This window comes from Hippea jasoniae (assembly GCF_000744435.1).
GTDB lineage: Bacteria > Campylobacterota_A > Desulfurellia > Desulfurellales > Hippeaceae > Hippea > Hippea jasoniae.
The window spans coordinates 1-20,655 of the sequence record NZ_JQLX01000017.1 but is presented as its reverse complement, the minus strand read 5'-3'; the positions used below and the strand labels follow the sequence as shown (position 1 = coordinate 20,655).

Annotated in this window: 25 protein-coding genes; 1 reads left to right on the top strand and 24 read right to left on the bottom strand. The window is 37.0% G+C overall.

The genetic code is table 11. From position 1 onward, the window contains the following. Positions 1-15: 15 nt before the first annotated feature. From EK17_RS08185 to EK17_RS08110, 16 genes are all read right to left on the bottom strand, one after another. Positions 16-708 (bottom strand): metal-dependent hydrolase, encoded by a 693-nt coding sequence (locus EK17_RS08185; RefSeq protein ID WP_035589575.1) that lies wholly within the window; start codon positions 706-708, stop codon positions 16-18. Between the two features lie 61 nt (positions 709-769). After that, positions 770-1,357 carry an orotate phosphoribosyltransferase gene (gene pyrE, locus EK17_RS08180; protein ID WP_035589573.1) on the bottom strand — a complete coding sequence of 196 codons (588 nt, stop codon included), beginning with the start codon at positions 1,355-1,357 and terminating at the stop codon, positions 770-772. Beyond that, a complete protein-coding gene (pyrF, locus tag EK17_RS08175) occupies positions 1,344-2,060 on the bottom strand; it encodes an orotidine-5'-phosphate decarboxylase (RefSeq protein ID WP_035589571.1) in 717 nt (238 codons plus the stop codon). Before pyrF ends, pyrE begins: the two co-directional genes overlap by 14 nt. Then, positions 2,050-2,454 (bottom strand): transcription antitermination factor NusB, encoded by a 405-nt coding sequence (gene nusB / locus EK17_RS08170; protein ID WP_051904535.1) that lies wholly within the window; start codon positions 2,452-2,454, stop codon positions 2,050-2,052. The genes pyrF and nusB overlap by 11 nt, the downstream gene beginning before the upstream one ends. After that, positions 2,454-2,912, bottom strand: a complete 459-nt coding sequence (ribH, locus tag EK17_RS08165) for a 6,7-dimethyl-8-ribityllumazine synthase (RefSeq protein ID WP_035589570.1) — start codon at positions 2,910-2,912, stop codon at positions 2,454-2,456. The genes nusB and ribH overlap by 1 nt, the downstream gene beginning before the upstream one ends. 9 nt (positions 2,913-2,921) lie before the next feature. After that, positions 2,922-4,148 carry a bifunctional 3,4-dihydroxy-2-butanone-4-phosphate synthase/GTP cyclohydrolase II gene (locus EK17_RS08160; protein WP_269557968.1) on the bottom strand — a complete coding sequence of 409 codons (1,227 nt, stop codon included), beginning with the start codon at positions 4,146-4,148 and terminating at the stop codon, positions 2,922-2,924. A gap of 42 nt (positions 4,149-4,190) precedes the next feature. Further along, a complete protein-coding gene (locus EK17_RS08155; protein WP_035589566.1) occupies positions 4,191-4,829 on the bottom strand; it encodes a riboflavin synthase in 639 nt (212 codons plus the stop codon). Continuing rightward, positions 4,830-5,918, bottom strand: a complete 1,089-nt coding sequence (ribD, locus tag EK17_RS08150) for a bifunctional diaminohydroxyphosphoribosylaminopyrimidine deaminase/5-amino-6-(5-phosphoribosylamino)uracil reductase RibD (protein ID WP_051904534.1) — start codon at positions 5,916-5,918, stop codon at positions 4,830-4,832. A 45-nt stretch (positions 5,919-5,963) separates the two neighbouring features. Then, positions 5,964-6,563 carry a protein-L-isoaspartate O-methyltransferase gene (gene pcm, locus EK17_RS08145; RefSeq protein ID WP_035589562.1) on the bottom strand — a complete coding sequence of 200 codons (600 nt, stop codon included), beginning with the start codon at positions 6,561-6,563 and terminating at the stop codon, positions 5,964-5,966. Between the two features lie 30 nt (positions 6,564-6,593). Continuing rightward, the gene (gene hypD / locus EK17_RS08140; RefSeq protein ID WP_084675132.1) at positions 6,594-9,014 is read right to left on the bottom strand and encodes a trans-4-hydroxy-L-proline dehydratase; all 2,421 of its coding nucleotides are present in this window, start codon (positions 9,012-9,014) and stop codon (positions 6,594-6,596) included. Between the two features lie 2 nt (positions 9,015-9,016). After that, positions 9,017-9,922, bottom strand: a complete 906-nt coding sequence (locus tag EK17_RS08135) for a glycyl-radical enzyme activating protein (protein WP_035589560.1) — start codon at positions 9,920-9,922, stop codon at positions 9,017-9,019. Between the two features lie 65 nt (positions 9,923-9,987). After that, positions 9,988-11,466 carry an AMP-binding protein gene (locus EK17_RS08130; RefSeq protein WP_051904533.1) on the bottom strand — a complete coding sequence of 493 codons (1,479 nt, stop codon included), beginning with the start codon at positions 11,464-11,466 and terminating at the stop codon, positions 9,988-9,990. Then, entirely contained in the window at positions 11,463-11,831 is a 369-nt protein-coding gene (locus tag EK17_RS08125) for a Rid family detoxifying hydrolase (RefSeq protein ID WP_035589558.1), read from the bottom strand. Before EK17_RS08125 ends, EK17_RS08130 begins: the two co-directional genes overlap by 4 nt. A 9-nt stretch (positions 11,832-11,840) precedes the next feature. Then, on the bottom strand, positions 11,841-12,875 hold the full coding sequence (locus EK17_RS08120) for a YdgA family protein (RefSeq protein ID WP_035589556.1): 1,035 nt from the start codon (positions 12,873-12,875) through the stop codon (positions 11,841-11,843). A 51-nt stretch (positions 12,876-12,926) separates the two neighbouring features. Further along, positions 12,927-14,126 carry a cation:proton antiporter gene (locus EK17_RS08115; protein WP_035589554.1) on the bottom strand — a complete coding sequence of 400 codons (1,200 nt, stop codon included), beginning with the start codon at positions 14,124-14,126 and terminating at the stop codon, positions 12,927-12,929. Further along, positions 14,123-14,692 (bottom strand): NUDIX hydrolase, encoded by a 570-nt coding sequence (locus EK17_RS08110; protein ID WP_035589553.1) that lies wholly within the window; start codon positions 14,690-14,692, stop codon positions 14,123-14,125. The genes EK17_RS08115 and EK17_RS08110 overlap by 4 nt, the downstream gene beginning before the upstream one ends. 67 nt (positions 14,693-14,759) lie before the next feature. Between EK17_RS08110 and EK17_RS08105 the strand changes: the two genes are divergently transcribed. Next, complete coding sequence (locus tag EK17_RS08105; protein ID WP_084675130.1) at positions 14,760-15,377, top strand: pyrimidine 5'-nucleotidase; 618 nt, start codon at positions 14,760-14,762, stop codon at positions 15,375-15,377. Here the strand turns inward: EK17_RS08105 and speB are convergent. The 8 genes from speB to EK17_RS08070 all read right to left on the bottom strand — a co-directional run bounded on the left by speB (position 15,364) and on the right by EK17_RS08070 (position 20,284). After that, positions 15,364-16,197: an agmatinase gene (speB, locus tag EK17_RS08100; RefSeq protein ID WP_035589551.1), complete on the bottom strand. Its 834-nt coding sequence runs from the start codon at positions 16,195-16,197 to the stop codon at positions 15,364-15,366. The genes EK17_RS08105 and speB overlap by 14 nt on opposite strands. Beyond that, positions 16,194-16,670 (bottom strand): pyruvoyl-dependent arginine decarboxylase, encoded by a 477-nt coding sequence (locus EK17_RS08095; protein WP_035589549.1) that lies wholly within the window; start codon positions 16,668-16,670, stop codon positions 16,194-16,196. Before EK17_RS08095 ends, speB begins: the two co-directional genes overlap by 4 nt. A 34-nt stretch (positions 16,671-16,704) precedes the next feature. After that, positions 16,705-17,127, bottom strand: coding sequence for an adenosylmethionine decarboxylase (gene speD, locus EK17_RS08090; RefSeq protein WP_035589547.1), 423 nt, complete (start codon positions 17,125-17,127; stop codon positions 16,705-16,707). A gap of 138 nt (positions 17,128-17,265) precedes the next feature. Next, on the bottom strand, positions 17,266-18,081 hold the full coding sequence (locus tag EK17_RS08085) for a nuclease-related domain-containing protein (protein WP_035589545.1): 816 nt from the start codon (positions 18,079-18,081) through the stop codon (positions 17,266-17,268). Between the two features lie 52 nt (positions 18,082-18,133). Next, positions 18,134-18,826 carry a polysaccharide lyase family 7 protein gene (locus EK17_RS08080; protein ID WP_051904545.1) on the bottom strand — a complete coding sequence of 231 codons (693 nt, stop codon included), beginning with the start codon at positions 18,824-18,826 and terminating at the stop codon, positions 18,134-18,136. A 56-nt stretch (positions 18,827-18,882) separates the two neighbouring features. Then, positions 18,883-19,050 carry a hypothetical protein gene (locus EK17_RS09365; RefSeq protein WP_156957538.1) on the bottom strand — a complete coding sequence of 56 codons (168 nt, stop codon included), beginning with the start codon at positions 19,048-19,050 and terminating at the stop codon, positions 18,883-18,885. 177 nt (positions 19,051-19,227) lie between these two features. Then, positions 19,228-19,629, bottom strand: a complete 402-nt coding sequence (locus EK17_RS09155; RefSeq protein WP_269557969.1) for a DUF4405 domain-containing protein — start codon at positions 19,627-19,629, stop codon at positions 19,228-19,230. Between the two features lie 19 nt (positions 19,630-19,648). Continuing rightward, complete coding sequence (locus tag EK17_RS08070; protein ID WP_198018182.1) at positions 19,649-20,284, bottom strand: DUF2202 domain-containing protein; 636 nt, start codon at positions 20,282-20,284, stop codon at positions 19,649-19,651. Between the last annotated feature and the right edge of the window lie 371 nt (positions 20,285-20,655).

Genomic DNA, 20,655 nt, shown 5'->3' with positions numbered 1-20,655 from the left:
AGGGGCAACCCCCTCTTAAATATCGAATGACTCACCGGGTTTTATTATTTTTACTTCAGCCTTTGAGCCGACCAGCTGAGCAAACTTTTCAGGATTTTGATGTATCACATCCCATGCAGAGTAATGCATTGGCATAACAACCTTTGGTTTTAGGAATTCTACGGCTCTTGCCGCATCCTCAGGACCCATTGTGAAATGATCTCCTATCGGTAGCATGGCAAGATCCAATCCAAGCTCACCAATCAACTGCATATCCATAAATAGACCTGTGTCGCCTGCATGGTAGAGTTTCTTGCCATCAATTTCTACAACAAATCCACAGGGATTACCCGTGTAGATAATATTGTTGCCGTCAATAATTGCACTGCCGTGATGGGCGATTGTGAGCTTTACCCAGAAATCGTCGCTAAACCTTCTTGAGCCGCCAATATGCATCGGAACAACATTCTCAACACCCTGATTCTGGCAGTATGTGGCAAGCTCATAGGGTGCTATCAGTGTGGCATTGTTGTTTTTTGCTATTGCTACTGCATCACCGATATGGTCTCCATGACCGTGTGTTACAAGCACATAGTTGACCTTTACATCGTCAGCTTTAAGTCCATAGGTAATGTCTGGATTGCCTGTTATAAAAGGATCGATAATGAAACTTGTATTGTTGCCCTCTACCATTACGCAGCTATGACCGACATACCTTACCTTTGCCATAATCTCACCTCCTTGCGGGTATTTCTAACTTAATAATAACCTTAAGTGGCATATTATCAAGTTATTTTTTAATAAATCTACTGCCGGGTTTTTCAAGTGGAATACCCGCCTTGCATAACGGACAATTATCCGGTTGGTAGTTTGTTATTTGAAGTTTTATTAAGGCAAAATAGTCTATGCCTTCTGGATTAAAATTGCCGCCTCTGTCTACAAGAGCGCCGATGCCTACGATGTTGTCTGTGTATTGTCTTACAACCTCTACTGTCTCTTTTACACTTTTGCCTGTTGTTACAACATCTTCTACAACCAAAACACGCTCGTTTTTATCAATTGTAAAACCCCTTCTCAATGTGAGTTTACCATCAACCCTTTCGGCAAATATACTTCTTATGTTTTGTCCAAGAGCCCTTGCTACATCGTAGGAAACAAGAATTCCACCCATGGCAGGTGCTATAACAACATCGATCTCTTTATCCTTGAAGTATTCTGCAATTGAAGAGCACAACAGCCATGCATCGTGCGGATATTGCAAAACCAGTGCACTCTGCAAATAGAATTCACTGTGCAGTCCGCTTGATAAAAGAAAGTGTCCCTGCAGGTATGCGTTTCTTTTTTTGTAAAGGTTTAAAGCCTCTTCAGAACTTAACATCTTCCACCTCTTCTACTATTTTTTTGAAGGATGTTGCTGGGTTTTCACTTGCATAGATAGGTCTTCCTATTACAAGAAAATCTGAGCCGTTTTTGATGGCATCGGCTGGCGTTGTTATTCTTTTTTGATCGTTCTTTTTAGCCCAGGCAGGTCTAATGCCTGGTGTGATAATCGTAAATTCTTTGCCAAACTCTTTTCTGATTAATGAGGTTTCTTTAGCAGAAAGCACCAATGCCCTTATGCCAGCTTTGTAGGCGTTTTCTGCAAGTTTTAAAACCATCTTTTCAACATCCATATCGACAAACATGTATTTTTTTAAGCTTTCGCTATCAAAGCTTGTAAGAACCGTAACAGCTGCAATAACAGGGCCTTCTGTTGATGTTTCATCCTCAAAGGCTTTAGAGCCATCTATGGCTGCTTTCATCATATCTATGCCACCGATGGAATGGATTGTAAGCATATTTATGCCCAGATGGGCTGCAGCAAAAACAGATTCTTTAACTGTGTTGGGAATATCGTGGTATTTTAAATCGAGAAATATCTTTTTCTTTTTTGATTTTAGATAATCTATTAATTGTGAAGAATATGCAGTGAAATTAACCGCACCCACCTTAAACCAGATAGCCTCATCAAGCTTATCAACAAGCTCTTTGATATTTTCAAATCCGCGCAGATCAAGAGCCGTTATAATTCTATCTTTCATTTTTTTCTCCTTTTAAAACCCTGTCTAATATGGCATTTATGAGTGCTTTGCCGCTTGGTGTGGATAGCTCTTTTGATATATTTACATATTCGTTAATAACCACCACTGGATGGGCTTGGTTTTCAAATAGCAATTCGTAGATGCCTACCCTGAGAATACATTTGTCGATAATAGCCATTATATCATCGCCTTTGGTTGCATACTTTTTTATTAGTCTGTCTATTATTTCTAAATTTTCAATTGTTCCGTCGATGAGTTTTTTGCAGAAGATTCTATCGTTTTCTTTTTTGGGATGGCCAACAAAATCCATAAAGGCAAATGGATTTTCACTCGTTCCAAATTCGTATGCGTATATATATTGAACGGCAACGACCCTGGCTTTCCTTCGAGACATTACAGCTGCTTGTAGAGATTGATCATCTCAAGCAGAGCAACCATTGCATCAAAACCCTTATTGCCCATTTTAGTGCCTGCTCTTTCTATTGCCTGTTCTATTGTGTCTGTTGTTAGAATGCCAAACGATACAGGTATCTTGCTGTTTAGGGAAATTTGAGCAATACCTTTTGCCGTTTCATTTGCCACAAAGTCAAAATGCGGTGTTGCCCCCCTTATTACAGCACCAAGACACAGAATTCCGTCAAACTCTTTATTGACAAGCTTTGATAAAACCATCGGTATCTCAAATGCACCGGGCACATAGTAGGTGGTAATGTTGTCTTTTTCTCCGTTGTGTCTTATGAATGCATCTATAGCACCATCAAGCAATTTCTGGGTAATAAAACTATTAAACCTGCTTATAATGATACCAACCTTTAAACCTGTTGCGTCCAATTTTCCTTCAACTATTCTCATTTTACACCTCTAAACCTTCTGTAATAGATGACCCATTTTGACCTTTTTTGTTTCCAGATAGCATTTATTGACCTCATTTGGATCGATTTCAATAGGCACCCTTTCAACGATTTCAAGTCCGTATCCTTCAAGACCTATGATCTTTTTGGGGTTGTTTGTCATTAATTTTATTTTGCCGACGCCCAGATCCACTAAAATCTGCGCCCCTATACCGTAATTTCTCAGATCCGGTTTAAAGCCCAACTTTATATTTGCCTCAACAGTATCATAACCCTGATCCTGCAGGGCGTATGCTTTGATTTTGTTGGTTAAACCTATGCCTCTACCTTCCTGCTGCATATATAAAACAATGCCTTTGCCTTCCTTTTCCACCATCTCCATAGCCTTATGCAGCTGATCACCGCAATCACATCTCAAAGAGCCTAAAATATCCCCTGTTAGACAGGATGAATGCACCCTTACAAGTGTGGGTTCGTTTTTGTTAATATTGCCTTTAACCAGTGCCACATGCTCAAAATCATCAACCTTGCTTTTGTAAACGATAATTTTAAAATGCCCGTATTTGGTGGGCAGGTCAGCTTCGGCTGTTCGCTCTATGAGCTTTTCCTTTTTCATTCGATACTCTATGATGCTTGCAATTGTTATCATTTTGAGATTGAACTTTTTTGCTATCTCCTCAAGCTGGGGTCTTCTTGCCATACTGCCATCTTCATTCATAATCTCACATATTACAGCTGCAGGGATAAGACCTGCAAGCTTTGCCAAATCAACGCTACCCTCTGTATGGCCGGCCCTTACAAGCACACCCCCTTTTTTTGCCTTAAGCGGAAACACATGCCCAGGTTTAACCAAATCCTCTGGTTTTACATCAGGCCTTATAGCTGTTTGGATGGTTGTTGCCCTATCGAAGGCTGATATGCCTGTTGTTACCCCAAATTTTGGATGTGCATCGATAGAAACGGTAAAAGCTGTTTTGAATTTATCGTTTTCGTCAATACTCATCAATTTGAGGTCTAATTTTTCTATCAATTTTTCATCCATGGGCAAACAGATAAGCCCTCTGCCGTATTTAGCCATAAAGTTTATAGCCTCAGGTGTTACAAACTGGGCTGCCATAACAAAATCGCCCTCGTTTTCCCTATCTTCATCATCAACCATTATGATCATTCTACCCGATCTGATTTCGTTTATCGCTTCCTCGACACTTGCAAACATCTTCTGCTCCTTTTCCTTCAAATTCCTGTTATTGTATAAAAGCTTTTGATATCTTTCAAATAATTAGGTAAAACCGTGAAGTGATAAAAACTCCTCTGTGATTCCTTCTTTGGAAGAACTGCCAAGAAACTTTTTAACATATTTTCCAATAATATCCAGCTCTATATTTACACTGTCGCCTATTTTTTTGTATTTGAGATTGGTGTTTTCAAATGTAAAAGGGATTACGGCTATCTCTAAAGATGTTTTTGAAAGATTTGCAATGGTCAAGCTTATGCCATCGATACAGATTGAGCCTTTTTCCACACAGTTTGAAAAGATATAGTTATCTATTGCTATTTTTAAAACAAAAAACTCCCCAAGTCTTTTAATATCTGATATTGATGCTGTTTTATCCACATGCCCCAGCACAAGATGGCCGTCAAGCCCATCAGAAAGCCTTAAGGCTCTTTCAAGGTTTACATATGCTCCTGTATTTATTGAGCCCAGATTTGTTTTATTTAATGTTTCAAAACTCACATCTACCTCAAAGTGTGCGTTAGAAAACTCAACAACTGTCAAACATGCACCGTTTACGGCTACAGAATCGCCGTTTTTTATCTCATCTATAATTTTATTAGCCTTTATTTTCATTCTTTTGCCGCTTGCAATCCTGGATATCTGCTCCACTACTCCTACATCCTGAACAATACCTGTAAACATCTAAAAATAACCCTCAATGAGAATATCGTTGTCGATATATTTACAGCTGATGTTGCTTAGTTTGACAGCATCCCGGGGTGATTTTACAGCCTCACTGCCCACAGCATTGAAAGCACCGTATGAGCCTGAAAGTTTGGGTGCAAAAAACAGATAAGCCTTGTTGTATAGTCTATGCTTTAGGAAATAACCGTGTGTTCTGCTGCCGCCTTCCACAACAACCGAACAGATTTCAAGCTCAAGCAGCAGTTTGTTGAGATGGTCTTTGTCAAATTCTCCATTTTTTGTCTTGCATTCCACAATTGTTGCGCCTGTAGCCTCAAGAACCCTTTTTTTTGCTTCGGGTGCATTTGGCGAGGTTATGATGATAATATTGTCTGGATAGACGCTAAAGATATTTGCTGAAACCGGTGTTTTAAGGTTTGCATCAAGAATTACTCTTTTTGGCTGTCTGTAGCCTTTGATTCTGCAGGTTAGAAGTGGATCATCCATTAATATGGTGTTTATGCCAACTAATATGGCTGAATGTGTGCCTCTGAGTCTGTGGGCAAACCTGCGTGAAGATGGGTTTGTTATCCATTTTGAGTTCCCGCCTTTGAGTGCAATCAAACCATTGAGAAGCATTGCAGCTTTCATAATATAAAACGGCTTTTTGTTGGTTATGTTTTCTATAAAAACTTCATTGAGTTTTTTTGCTTTTTCCTCCAAAACGCCAACTTTAACCTCAATTCCTGCTTTTTTTAGTCTTTCGATACCGCCGGATGCTGTTTTGTTTGGGTCTTTCATTGCTATTACCACGCGCTTTATGCCGCTTTTTATAATGGCTAAAGAGCAGGGTGGTGTTCTGCCGTAATGGTTGCATGGCTCCAGCGTAACATACATTGTTGCGCCTTTTAATAGGCTTTTGTCTTTGACACTGTTTATGGCTTCCACCTCAGCATGCGGTTTGCCAGCTTTTTTGTGGTATCCTTCAGCTATGATCTTTGAGTTTTTAACAATAACTGCTCCTACCATCGGATTGGGGCAAGTTTTTCCTTTAGCTTTTTTAGCAAGCTTTAAGGCTTTGCTCATGAATATTTCATCATCAGTCATATTTGAAAAATACACAAGAATTGCTCGTTTGTCAAAGCTATTTAACTACTGAAGTCTTACAAAGGCAAAGCCTGGAAATTCCTCTGAGTAAAGCGAGCCGTTCTGTTTTTTTATAAGGAATATGGAATGCTGGATGGGTATGACCATTACGCCGCCATCTTTTAAGGCGTTGGTCAGGGTGTTTGGCAGTCTTGATGCTGAAGCTGATACAAGTATTCTGTCAAATTCAGCATAACCTTCAGGGATTTTGTCAGCATGATACACTTCCACATTACTGAAATTGTACTTTTTTAAATTGGATTTACAAAACTCAACGAGCTCTTTTATTATCTCTGTGGCTATTACTTTACCTTCTTTAACTATACTTGCAAGCAGTGCTGTTGTATAACAGCTACCACATCCAACATCTAAAACAATGCTGTTGCTTTGGGGTTGCAACAACTCAAGCATGAATGCAACGGTGTATGGTTGAGAAATGGTTTGAGAAAATCCTATAGGTAGCGGATAGTCACCGTATGCCTGATCTTTGTAGTTTTCCCTTACAAACTCTATCCTGTCAACATTTAAAAACGCTTTGATGATGGCAGGGGTCTTTAAAACACCCCTGCCTATGAGATGCTCAACCAGCTCTTTATTGCTTTTCACACCTTAAATTTAATCCACAACCTGCCATTTTCAATTGAACGATTCATGCTCTGTTCTTCTGATAATTTCATCCTGCAGCTGCTCATTCAGATGATTAAAGTAGTCGCTGTATCCTGCAACCCTCACAATGAGGTCTGAATATTTCTCTGGATGTTTTTTTGCATCTTTCAGCGTTTCTGCACTTACAACATTAAACTGAACATGGTGTCCGTCTAATTTAAAGTAAGTCCTTATCAATTTTACCATTGCGTCTATTCCTTTTTCATCTTTAAGCAGGTCTGGTGTAAACTTTACATTTAATAGCGTGCCGCCGGTTTTTATATGATCCATCTTTGATGCGGATTTTAATGCAGCTGTTGGTCCGTTTTTATCCATGCCCTGAACAGGCGAGATGCCTTCCGATATTGGCTGATATGCCTTTCTGCCGTCGGCTGAAGCAATAAGTTTGCTTCCAAAATAGACATGAACGGTTGTTGGCAGCATATTGATCCTGAATGTGCCGCCGCGATAGGTTTTTCTACCATCGACATTTCTGAAAAACTCCTCAAATACCATTTTCATCAGGCTGTCTGCGTAGTCATTGTCGTTGCCGTATTTATGCGTTTTGTTAAGGAGAATCTGCCTTTGAAGCTCATAGCCTTCAAAGTTTTTCTCAAGCATCTCTTTAAATGTCTTTTTGTCAAAAACCTTTTCTTCAAATACCTTTTGTTTAATTGCCGCAAGTGAATCTGTAATTGTGCCGATTCCAACACCCTGAATGTAGGATGAGTTATACCTTGCACCGCCGTTGTGGTAGTCAAGCCCTTTTTTGATGCAATCATCGATAAATATCGATAGAAATACAGCGGGCATATATTTTGCATAGATGCTTTCTATAATGATGTTGCCCTCTATTTTTACATCTATGAAATACTTTAGCTGCTTTTTGAAAGCCTCAAAAAACTCCTCAAATGTCTCAAACTCTTCAAAGTTGCCTGTTTTTGGGCCGATCTGTTTTTTTGTTATGGGGTCAAAGCCGTTAAAGATGGTAAGCTCAAGTATCTTTGGCAGGTTGAAATACCCTGTAAGCATGTAGTTTTCTTTGCCAAACGCTCCAGTTTCCACGCATCCACTTGTGCCACCGCTTCTTGCATCTTCAATGGACTTACCCTGTCTTAGAAGTTCTTCAAATACGGCATCGGTATTGAATATCGATGGCTGGCCAAAACCTGTTTTTATAATATCAATAGCCCTTTTTATAAACCTATCGGGATTCTTTCTACTTAAATGAACGCTTGCATTGGGTTGCACAAGCCTCATCTCTTCAACAACATCCAAAAGCAGGTAGCTTAGCTCGTTAACATTATCCGTTCCATCCTCTTTTATGCCACCGATGTTGATCTGGGCAAAATCTGTGTAGGTGGAGCTTTCCTGAGCTGTTACGCCGACCTTGGGAGGGGCAGGGTGGTTGTGGAACTTAACCCATAAACATTCAAGTAGCTCCTTAGCCTGCTCTTTCGTCATTGTGCCATTTTCTATGTCTTTTTTGTAGAAAGGATATAGGTGTTTATCCAGTTTTCCTGGGCTGAATGCATCCCATCCGTTAAGCTCTGTTATGACACCGATGTGGACAAACCAGTAGTATTGAAGCGCCTCATGAAAGTTTCTTGGTGCATTGGCTGGAACCCACCTGCAAACCTCTGCTATTTTGTTAAGCTCCTGCCTTCTTTGTGGGTCTGGTTCTTCTTTGGCCATCTTTTCAGCTAAATCTGCATATCTTTCTGCAAATTTTATCAAAGCTCTGGCTGCTATTTTCATAGCTTTAAGCTCTTCGATTTTATCTATTGCTTTTGGGTCATTTGCTATATCAAACGATGCAATGCGTTCGTCTATTTCTTTTATAAAATCAAGCAATCCCTTTTTGTAGATTTTGTCATCAAGAACTGTATGCCCCGGTGAGCGCTGCTCCATAAACTCCGTAAATACACCCGCTTCAAAGGCATCTTTCCACCTTTGAGGCAGACTTTCAAAGATCTTTTCCCTGATCGTTTTACCCTTCCAGTATGGTATTATCTCTTCTTCATAAACCTTAAAGGTTTCTTCTGATACCTTATATGAAACCTTTTCTCTATCGTTTAAGACCCTTAAATCCTCAAGTGAATGTAGTGTGATTTCTGGATAGGTAGGCGTGGCTTTTATATCATCACCTCTTTCTCCAACAATCAGCTCACCATCGTTGATAAATATCTTTTTATTCAAGAGAATATACTCAAACGCCTTGGCTCTTTTGATAGGGATTGAGGTTTCTTTGCAATTTTTGTAAAACTCAGTCAAAAGCAGAGCTCTTTCATGGCTTATCGTTTCCTGTTTTTCTATCGATTGCCTTCTGAGTTTTTTAATCCTGTCGTTCATTCCCCTATCTTCCTTGACAATCTTTGTGTAGTCTATTATTTTGCATGAACTTTTTTGCATGGCTAACCTCCTATACCTGTTTTAAAGCCCTGTTTAACAAATATTTCCCTTATCTCTTCCATTCTTTCATTTGATGGTTTATTAACATGATTTAATTTAAACTTCTTTGAAAGCCTGCTGTATTTATCTATCATCATGTTGTGATATGGTAGGAGATCAATATTTGTAATGTTTTTAAGCTGCTTTAAGAATGCTATTGTTTTCATTATATTTTTTTCATCGTCGTTTATTGTTGGTATTATGGGGATTCTTATGTTTATTTTAGCCCCGCTTTTGTCTAACTCTAAAAGGTTGTTTAATATAATTCTGTTACTTACGCCTGTGTATAATTTATGCTTTTCATCATCCATATGTTTGATGTCATACATAAACAGATCGCAGTATTTTGCTGCCTCAAGTAGATAATCTATCTTTGTGTAGCCAGTTGTATCAACAGCCGTATGGTAACCGTTTTCCTTTAAAGCCTTAAGAAGTTCTACTAAAAACTCATATTGCATAAAAGGCTCGCCACCAGAAATTGTAACACCACCGCTTTCTTCAACAAAATCCCTCTCTTTTGCAACCTCGTCTAAAAGCTCCTCCACTGAATAGTATTTTCCAACCATCTCAAGTGCATTGGTGGGGCAGTTATCAACACATAAACCGCATAAATCGCAGCTGTTTTTATTTATTATCGGTTTGTCTTTAAACTGGATAGCGTTTTTTGGACAAATAGCCTCACAGGTTTTGCATGCAATACACTTGTTCTGGTAGTGGATGATCTCCATTTTGTTAAGCTGACTTTCGGGGTTGTGGCACCACCAGCACCTCAAGGGGCAACCCTTAAAGAAGATGGTGGTTCTCAACCCCGGCCCATCATGGATGGAGTATCGTTTAATGTCAAAAATTAATCCTTTAAAGCCGCTCATTTGATATCTGATATATCAGATTAGGAAAGATTTGTCAAGCTTTTTATTAAAAATTTTAAAATGTTTTAGTTTGAAAACTGCTTTGATAGAATATTTTTCTGGATTTTACCCATGGCGTTTTTAGGTAGCTCTTTTAAAAAATGCACCCGCTTGGGGCATTTGTATGGGGCAAGCTGTTTTTTGCACTCCTGGATAATTACTTCTTCGTTTAGTTTGCATGAATCCTTTAAAACTACGGCAGCCTCCACCCTTTCACCAAAATCCTCATCTTTTACACCAAAAACGGCAGACTCTACAACACAATCCATGTTGTCTATAACATTTTCTACCTCTTTGGGATAAACATTAAATCCACCTGTTATAATTAGCTCTTTTGCTCTACCCACCAGGTATAATCTGCCAGAGTTGTCTAAATATCCCATATCACCTGTTTTAAACCAGCCGTTTTCAAACGATTCCCTTGTTTTATCAGGTTTTCTAAAGTAACCTTTAAATACATTGCTACCCTTTATATAAACCTCACCCACCGTATTTGGTGGCATCTCTTTTGAATCTTTTGAGATTTTTATTTTGCAGTCGCCTATCGGGTATCCAACGCTTAGAGGTATTCTTTTGTCTTCTTCATAAGGATTTGATGCAATCATGCCAGCCTCACTCATGCCGTATCGCTCAAGAATTTTATGATTAGTGAGATTGTAGAACCTATTGAATACTACCTCTGTAAGTGGAGCTGAGCCACTGATAAATAGTCTCATTGATTGGAAATTTGTCTTTCCATTTAGGTTTTGTAAAGCCTGGGTAAGTCTGTTGTAGATTGTTGGCACGCCCATAAATAATGTAATCTTTTCATGCTTTATAGTTTCTATTGTTCTTAAAGCATCAAATTTTCCATGCATGACAATATCCATGCAGGCATTTAGAGCTCCCTGAAGTGCTACAACAAGCCCATGAACATGAAAGATCGGCAATACATGCAGCAGTTTATCGTTTTGACTAAGGAGCCACAGTTCTTTTAAAGCCTCCATGTTTGTAATGAGGTTTTTGTGTGTGATCATGGCACCTTTGCTTTTACCTGTTGTGCCTGAGGTGTATGCAATAATTGCCGTATTGGAGGGTTTGGTTAAATCGATTAGCGGATGTTCCTCAAATTCATCCAGTTTAAGATTTTTTATATCAAACGGTTTTATATTAAACTCAATTAAGGTTTTTGTAAGGCTTGAGATATTTTCTTTATCCGAAATAAATAAAGCTGCCTGTGCATCTTCAAGAAAATAGGCTGTTTCAGAAACAGAATAGTTGGGGTTTAGGGGTAGTGTAACTGCACCGATTAACATATTTGCAAAATGCAGATAGATAAACTCCATCGATTTGTTGAGTTTTAGTGCAACTCTATCACCCTTTTTAACACCCTGCTGCTTAAGAAAGGTTGCTGCTTTGAGTATATTTGATGCGATCTCATCAAACCTAAAAATCCTATCCTCAAATTTTAAATATCTATCGTTTCTGTTTTTTATCTTTTTTAAAATGTAGTAGCTGATATTCATTTCATCGCAATCACATCTATTGCAACCCTTGCCCCTTTGGGCATCGCTGCCTGAATCACAAGACTCCTTGCCGGTTTGTGGGAAAAGTATTTTTCATAGACTGTATTTACCTGGCCAAAATCATCTAAGTTGGTTAAATAAAGCGTCGCCTTTACAACATTTGCAAGTTTAAAGCCAGCAGCTTTTAGTATGTTTTCTATGTTTCTGAACGCTCTGTTTGCCTCCTCTTTAACATCACCATCAACAATATTGCCCGTTTGCGGATCTATACCTAACTGCATCGATACAAAACAGAAGTTTTCTTTTTTAATTGCCTGAGAATATGGACCTAAAGCCTTTGGAGCTGAGGCTGTCTGAACGATCATTGTCTCCTCCTATTCAACTTCAATATGGAGAATTTTGTAGAAGTTATTTGATGTTAATCTGCTTCCCAGATCACCCACACTTAACTGTTCTGGATTGTCTATGGTTATTTCTAAGTGCTTCTTTTTTTCATCAACAAAAGAGACAATGGGTTGAGAAAACTTTTTAAACGGTGAGTGGTTTAGCTGAAACTGCAGGCGTTTTATAATATCTTCTTTAGATGTATGTTCTGTTTTACTAATAAGCTGAATAAATCTATCTACTGCGCCGTAGTTTTTAAATTTAACTTTAACCTCAAGCGGTTTAATTTCGTAGGCTTTTGAAAGCAAACCCAGCACCATTATAGGGTTTGGATTATCGCCGTTTAGCTGCTTTGCAATCTCTCTAAAACCCTCTATGTCAACATTTGCAAGTTTTAAGGAGTAGGAGACCGCAAGGTTATCTTTCCAGTTGATTGTATAATGGTCAAGGAATGCCGTTTTATCTTTTTTGTCCAGAATAAGATGTGCTTTGATATTAATAGGTGCATTAAGGTTTAGAATTTTTGTTATTTTTTCAAAATCGCTTTGTGTTGTGAAGAATATATTTTTGTTTATATGGATGTCTGTGAGATTGATTTTTTCTTCTTCCTTTGCATCTTCCTTTTCAACCTCTATATGTCCTGTTTTTATTGTAGCTATTGTTTTATTTGACAAATCAGGGTTTATCTTTTGGAGGTTAATAATGTTGGCATTTTTAATTACAACAGAGTAGTCATTTGATAGGGGATTGCCGTGTATAACCAGCTCATCGACCACTATTTTTCCAAGTTTTTTACCGTTTTTGTTTACATTCCAAATGAGATTATGGATCGTTATGGAGCGACTTAAAATAGAACTTGTTAGATTTTTGTAGCTAACATCTTTTTTGAGGTGGTTCTTTTCAAGCAGCGTATCGATCCTTTTTTCTGCCACTTTTTTTGCGTATTGATTGGCAAAATAATACCCTCCAACAACCGATACAACAAGAATTGCAATAATTACGCCAATAAGCGTTGATTTTTTCATTTTAACCTCCCTTTTTGGCAATTATAGGATATTGGCATTTTTAGAGCAAGTCTAAATAAGGTGTTTTGACTTTTTTGGTGGATTTATTATGTTAAACAGCGAGGGTGAGCTGATGCATGTAATTGCGGCAAGAATGATAATAGAAGCGTTAATCTCTTCAGATATTATACCCAGTTTTAAACCTATAATGCTTGCTGCAATAATAAGACTCAATCTGCCACTTAGAAGCACTCCAGCAGAAATTGTTTCCCTTAATGAGAATCTTACAAGTAATGGCGTTGCCGAGATAACCTTTACTAAAATACCACCCAACACGATAAGGATTATAAATTCAATACTACCTTTTGAATGTAAAGGAAGTGTGGATTTTGCTCCTTGAGCTATAAAGAAAAATGGAATAAAGAAGCCATATCCTATCGCATCAAGCTTGAGTCTTAAAATTCTTATATGGGCTGAATTTATCGTTGATATGATAATTCCAGCAAGAAAGCTACCTAAAATCAGCTCCACGCCCAACTTTTCTGCCAGAAATATAAACAGAAACAGGATGGCAAATGAGCCTCTAATGCCTATCTGGATGTGGGATTTATGTTTCATGGTTTCAAATAGAGTGTATATGATAGGAATCTGTGGCAATCGCTTGATAAAGCGAACAATAAGAAATGTTAAACCAAACAGAACAATGACAAGCAGACTATCAACTGTGAGCTTATTTTTGACTTTATAAACAGAAAATAGGCTTATAAGCATAAGCGTTAGAAAATCAGCCACAAAAGCTGCCTGAAGCAGCGTCTGTTTGTAAACCTTCTTTAGGTCTTCTCGTGCCTTTAAGGTTGGAAAAACAATTGCCACAGATGTTGTTGAAAATATCAATGTTAGGTATAATACACTTGTTGAGCAGTTGAAATGTTTAACAAGGTAGCTTGAAAATAAGCCTGATATCAAGAAGGTGGAAGTAAAAATCAAAATAGCCAAAAACAGGGGTGAATGAAAAAAGCTTTTGCCTTTTAAGGATTTTAGGTCAACATCACTTTCAAGACCGCTTAAAAACATTAAAAAAATCAAGCCAAATGTCGATAAAAATTCAACAATTTCTGAATTTGTATGGATAATATTGAAACCCGACCTGCCCAGTATAAAACCTATCAATATCTCAAATGCAACAGATGGAATAATGCCCTTGAATAGTTTCATACTAAAAAAAGGAATTATAAAGCTCAAAACAACAATTAATGCGATTGAGTCATTCATAATAGAAGTTTTAATTTTTGAACCAATTTATCAAGGATTCGCGCAGTTGCACCCCAGATAATCTCCCCTTTATATTCAATAATAAATGTTTGCCTGTTTTTACCTTTGTAGCTGTAGTTTTTTCTTTCAAATGGATGATTTTTTATAAAAAAATCAAACGGAATAAATAATAACTTTACAACTTCGTCGGGATTGTAGTTGTATGGAGGCTGTTTTTTTACTATACCCCCAAACGGATATATGAGGAAGTTTGTTGTTAATGTTCTCATGGGTTCAAATGGACCCAGTAGTTCTATGTCGTTGCCACAGATGTTAAGCTCCTCACATGTTTCACGCAGCGCCGTGTGGGCAAAGTTTTTATCCGATTTTTCCCAAGAGCCGCCGGGAAATGAAATCTGATCTGGATGGGTTGTGCTGCTTGAAGGTTTTTTTTCAAATATCAACAACCAATCATCCTTGCTTTTTAAAAAGGGTATAATTACTGCCGCTTTTTTTAAATTGGGATTTGAAATGGTAATTTTTTGGGATTGGCTAAATAGTTTTTTTAAGGTTTTTTCATCAATCATAATTTTATTATATCCGTTTTGGTGATTTTGTGTAGCGGTTTGTAAAGATTTGCTGTAAAATAAAAATATGAAGGTATTTTTGATCGATGTTGATAATACATTATATCCGCAAGAAGCGGGCATTTTTGATCTTGTCGATAAAAGAATCAATGAATATATGATTAAGTTTTTGGGTATGGATGCAAAAGAAGTACCGCGCAAAAGAATAGAATACTGGCATACATACGGCACAACTATGGCGGGTTTGATGAAGCACTTCAACATAGACCCGTATCACTTTCTTGAGTTTACACACGATGTTGATATAGATGGCAGGATAAAGCCTAATAAAACCTTAAGGGAAAAACTACAGAAAATAGAGGCGGTAAAGATCGCATTTACAAATGCACCGCTAACACATGCAAAGCGGGTGCTTGAGCTTCTTGGCATCATAGATCAGTTTGTTGATATCTTTGATATAATAAGCGCTGATTTTATCGGCAAGCCGCATAAATACCCCTATCAAAAAATAGTAAAACTAACAAAAGCAGAAAAATATATCATGGCTGATGATGTGGATAGAAATGTCAAAACGGCAAAGCAGTTAGGCATGTTTGCTATCCATATAGGCGACAATAAAGAGGTTGCTGATTTAGCTGTTAAAAGATTTGAAGAAATTCCAGAAACTTTGATTAATAAGCTATAGCAAGCAGAAGTTCTCTAACAACCACTGCTGCAGTGATAGAGGAGACGCCGCTTTGGTCATAATGAGGCGAAAGCTCAACTACATCAGCTCCCACAACATTCAATTCTTTTAGTTTAACTATAAAATCTACAAGTTCTTTAAAGGTTATACCACCTGGCTCAGGTGTTCCTGTACCACAGAAAATGGAAGGGTCAAGCACATCAAGGTCGATTGAAACATAAACAGGTCTATTTTTTAGCTGTTTGATATATTCATCTGCTTTTTTCAAGTCAAATAGACACATATGCGTGTCTCTAAAAGGCAAAAGCCTGTCTTCTTTGACCATGCTCCTTATGCCTAACTGATAGAGATTTTCAAAACCTATAATCTCAGCTGTTCTGCGCATAACCGTTGCATGGGAGAGTTTTTCGCCTCTAAAGCTATCTATCAAATCGCTGTGCGCATCAAGCTGTATAACTGCAAGCTCTTTATATTTTGTTGCATGGGCTTTTATGATTGGCAGACTTATGAGATGCTCTCCACCAAGGCTAACAACCCTTTTTCCCTGTCTTATTATACGTGATATAAAGGTTTCTATAATCTGGAGGTTTAACTCCTTTAAAGAGAAGCTAAGCGGTATGTCGCCTATATCAAAAAACTTTATATCCCTTAAATCCCTATCCTGATACGGGCTGTATGATTCTATACCGTATGAGGCATCCCTGATGGCATTGGGAGCAAATCGAGATCCAGGTCTAAAGGTGGATGTGCCATCATACGGCACACCCACCAATATTGTTCTTGCTTTTTTTGAGGAGGGGAGGCTGCAGTAGTATTTCATCTATCCCACCATAAAACAACGCAGGCAAACACAGCACCGTGGTTTTCAACCACATGATCGACAGAAATACTTTCTATCCTGTCTATTTCATATCCTCTGTATTCCATACCCCATTGAGCCATTTTTCTAACCTGTTCTTCGGCTTCTTGGGCTGTAATGTCAAAATCTTCAAACTCCATAATTAGGCCGTTCATTGTTTTGTCTTTTGGTATTGCAATGGCAACGGCTGCAGCTATTCGCTGACCTTTTTTTGATGATGTCAAAGCAGCATAGGCCACAGGAACAAGATCCCCTCGTGGTAGTGTGATAGATTCTACCTTTTTACAGTTCGGAGGCAAGATAGAACTCATCTTAACCAGATTTGTATCTCCAACGCCGCTTTTTAGTAAAGCAACATCGAATGCATTAAGCTGGCTAAATCCTTCTGCAGAGGCCGCCTTAATGGCATAGATATTGGGAGCCCCTTCGTACATCTAAGGTTTCCTCCTGATAAAGTTATGTGTTTAATTATGCAAAAGCAGCGCTATTGTTTTCTTGTTTCTTTTGTTCTATGAAAAACGGTTTGAACTCAAGGTTTTCTATATCTAAAACCCCGCGTAAGACTTCTTTTTCTTCGCAACGCTTGGGTTTTAGCACCTTTTTAAGGTATTCATGGGCTTTCCATGGATTTGATGAATCACCACATGTAAAGAAATCAACGGCGGCAAATCCATATTCAGGCCATGTATGAATTGCAAGATGGGATTCAGCAACGATAACAACCCCGCTAACCCCAAAGGGTTCGAAGGTTCTAAAAGAGGAAGAAATAACGGTGGCATTTGCAGCTTTAGCTGCCTCAATCAAATGCTTCTCTAACATCTTTGGATCGTTGAGAAGCTCTTTGTCACACTCAAAGTACTCAGCCAAAATGTGTCTTCCAAGTGCCTTCACTCATGTGCCCTCCTTTTTTCCCATTAAAGTTTTTTGCCCTCCCAGCCGGGCTGGCAACAGTCAAAATATATATCACTTGACAGTATAAAAGTCAAAGATTTTATTTGTTATGAGTTTGGTTGGCGAAAGTATTTCTTATTATTGATATTTTCTATTTGTTATCTTTTGTTGGCAAGATATACAATAAGCTTTTCCGCCAAATATTTTCTTTCTTTCAAAGCAGTATTTTGCTTCACTGTAAGATATTGGTTTTTTGCACGCAAAACAGTAGTATTTACTTCCCTTTTTGTTATAGTTAAACGGTTTGTGATGCTTAATTAAAAAGTCGATAATAATTAAAAATTCATCGTCAGATAGAATCCAATCAACATCGGAGAGTTTTTTTAGTAGGTTATTTGAGAAATATTCGTCAAGTTTTATATTTATATAATTCGGTACTTCATCAGCTTTCAGGATAGGTATATCGGTGTTTCTAAAACCAGTAATAATACCGTTTTGAGATATTGCAACAATAGGATCAATTTTCATATTAATAAAACCACCCTGCTTTTTAAAAAATAGAAATTTTTCCTCATCCCTTAACAGTTCTCTATTTTTTTGCAAAAACTCTCTGAGGAGTTTGGCTTGTCTTTTTAATTGATTTATAGGCGAAGGTATTCCTTTGTAATGATTATTTTCAAGCCTTAACCATTCTTGATTTTGCGTTATTTTTATTTTAGTGGATACGCTTTTTGATTCAATTATAAAAACCCCTTTTTTATGAAACAACAAATGATCAAATTGAACATTAATTTCTTTATCGATTTCTAACCTAAGACCATTTATTATGCATAGGTCTTTTTCCTGCTTAAAAAAACTTTTTAATATATACGCCATTTGTTGTTCGGCTTTTAAGCCTGCGGCAAAGTTTGCGGGTAATCCTTTTGTATTATAATCAACAAGTGTATATTCCATACCCATACTCCTTGATTTGGAGAATCGTTAAATTATCTAAAAAAAGGATTGTTTAGTCAAAAGATTTATTATGCTTATTAATATATTTTACCTTTAACATTTTAAAAATCGCTTTTGCGCAGCCATCGCTTTGCAAATATACACCTGCTTTAAAGTAGTTTTCTATGTTTTTCCAGCTACTTACATAGATATAGAATTTCTTATGATTGAGATATATTGTTAGTTTGCTGTTTTTAACCGTTACTTTAATTGTAAAAAAGTCTTTTGGTGTTCTGCCTAAATCTATTTTAATGTATTTGCTGTGTTTTGTTGGTGAAAGTCTGATTATTGCCCATATGTGGTTTATTTTTTTTCTTAGTTTTTTACAGAAGGCTATTCTTAAAAGTGGTTTATTAATTGTTTTGGTTGAATGAATCTGGATAAATGTAAACTCTTTTGAGTTTAGTGGCAAAATTTTAATCTGGGCTTTTAGTGCATTCTCTTTTTTTGTGTTTACTATCCATTGGTATTTAAAACGAAGTTCGCTTCTTTGGTGTTTCCCGCACATGTAGAATACGAGGTTTCCATTGCTATTTAAATGAAAGTGCTTACTTGCATAACCTCTAAAATCACCATATTTACTAGAATAGATTGGATTGTATTTGCTTGTTGGTGCTTGAAGTTTTGAAATTTTTAATATCGGATTAAACTTGCGTGAACTATATGGCGGATAGTATGCCCGCATGGCTATAATTACAAATATCATTAATAAATGTTGTATTTGTATAAGAGTTTTTTTCATTTTAATTCTTTTGGTTTTTGTTAGTTTTTGATAAGCAGGTTTACAATATCTATCGGCTTTGAGTTTTTCTGCGCAGCTAATTCTTTTAATGTTGCCTCAGCTGTTGCGTTAATATTTGCTTGTTTTAATTTTTTAATGCAAATTGTTGTTTTAATGTTTTTTAATTTACAAAATTCAGATAATTTCATTTTGCCGTAATTTGCATGTTGTTGCGTGTTTGTTTTGCTGATTATTATGCTGTATATCTTAGCTGGTGTTGTATTGTTTTTCTCTGCTATTTCTAATAGCGTTTGATTTTCATCAAAAGTTAAGTTTCGCCGTTTTAGTTTTAATATAGCTTCTTTTAAGTTTATATTTAATTTTGTTCATAGCCCTTTTAGAGTAAATTTTTCTGCATGGGGAATCGGTATGTCAACTTTGTTTTCTTCCCAAGAATTTTTAATGTTATTTTGAATCTGCGAAACTGCTTTAAAAGGCTGAATTTGAGTAATAGTTCCAGCAGACACTAAAACGATAATTATTATACTAAACAAAGACTCCAAACTAAATAGATACCGTTTCAAAATACCCCAGTTTACGATTAGATGCCATATAACAAATATTGTCATTATTATAGCAAATATAATGTGAAGATTGCTCCATTCGTCTTTATCAAGCCCAAAAAGAGTCCATCCAGTAAAGTAGGCGACCCTTCCTGAGGGAACAATATAAAGCACAACTCCACTGATAATTAAGATTGCAGTAGTATAAAAGAGAACTAAATCGATCCACTTTCTTTGTTTAATTTTATCTATCCCTTGAATTAATAATGTTGTTAAACTCTACTTGCGAGATGTATTGCGGAGTATAGTTAGATCCATATCTTTTTGAGAGTCTTATAAATGCCTTTAAGTGATTTGTGCTTCCCCATCTAAGTCTTGAATATACAAAGTCAATATCGTTATTATCGCTTCTTTTTATAGCTTTATCAAGATCATAAATATCTAAATCTTCAATGGTAGCGCCAACTTTTAGAGCATCTACAATTGATTTGCTCCCTTTTTCAACTAACTCCTTGTATAATTCTTGGATATGTGGATGTGAAAAAACTCCAACTACATCTGTTTTTACAGGGTCTTCTATTCCATATTTATCAAGTAAAAATTTAACCATTTGCATATGCCACGATTCGCTTTTTGCGATATTCCTGAATATAGGGATTCTCCATTTTTTGTAAAGCGATAAATATACATCTCTTGCAAGTTTCTCTTCCTCTCTCATATGCAGGAGGTCTTGTTTTTCATTCTGACTTATGGGTGATTTATTAATTCTCAATATATAACTTTTTATAGAGTTTGTGCTTGAAAACGCACAAATTCCTGCAAAATTTACTAAAACCAATATAGCTACCATTACACTAAACTTTTTCATTTTCTCACCCACTATTCAAATTATGACAATTTTAATTGTTTGTGTAAAGCTTTTTTTGTGAGCTTAAATTCGCCTTCCAAGCCCCTACTTAATCAAACAATCTCAAGAAGATAAATAAAGTCTAATTGAGCTTAATAAAGCTTTGCAATTCTTATGAGCAGGTAAAAAAGTAGGTGTCCGACCATCAGCTACAATTGGAAAACCCAAGACAGATGGTGGTCGGATAATTCCCTTCATCAAGCCCGACTGCCTACTTAAGAAAGTCTTTGAAGAGTTCTTGGCGTCAGGCTCGATAAAGGAGCCTGTCGAGCCCCTACTTGAATAAACACCTATTAGAACATAAATGAAACTCAATTAAGTCTAATTAAGTTTTGTTTTCCCTC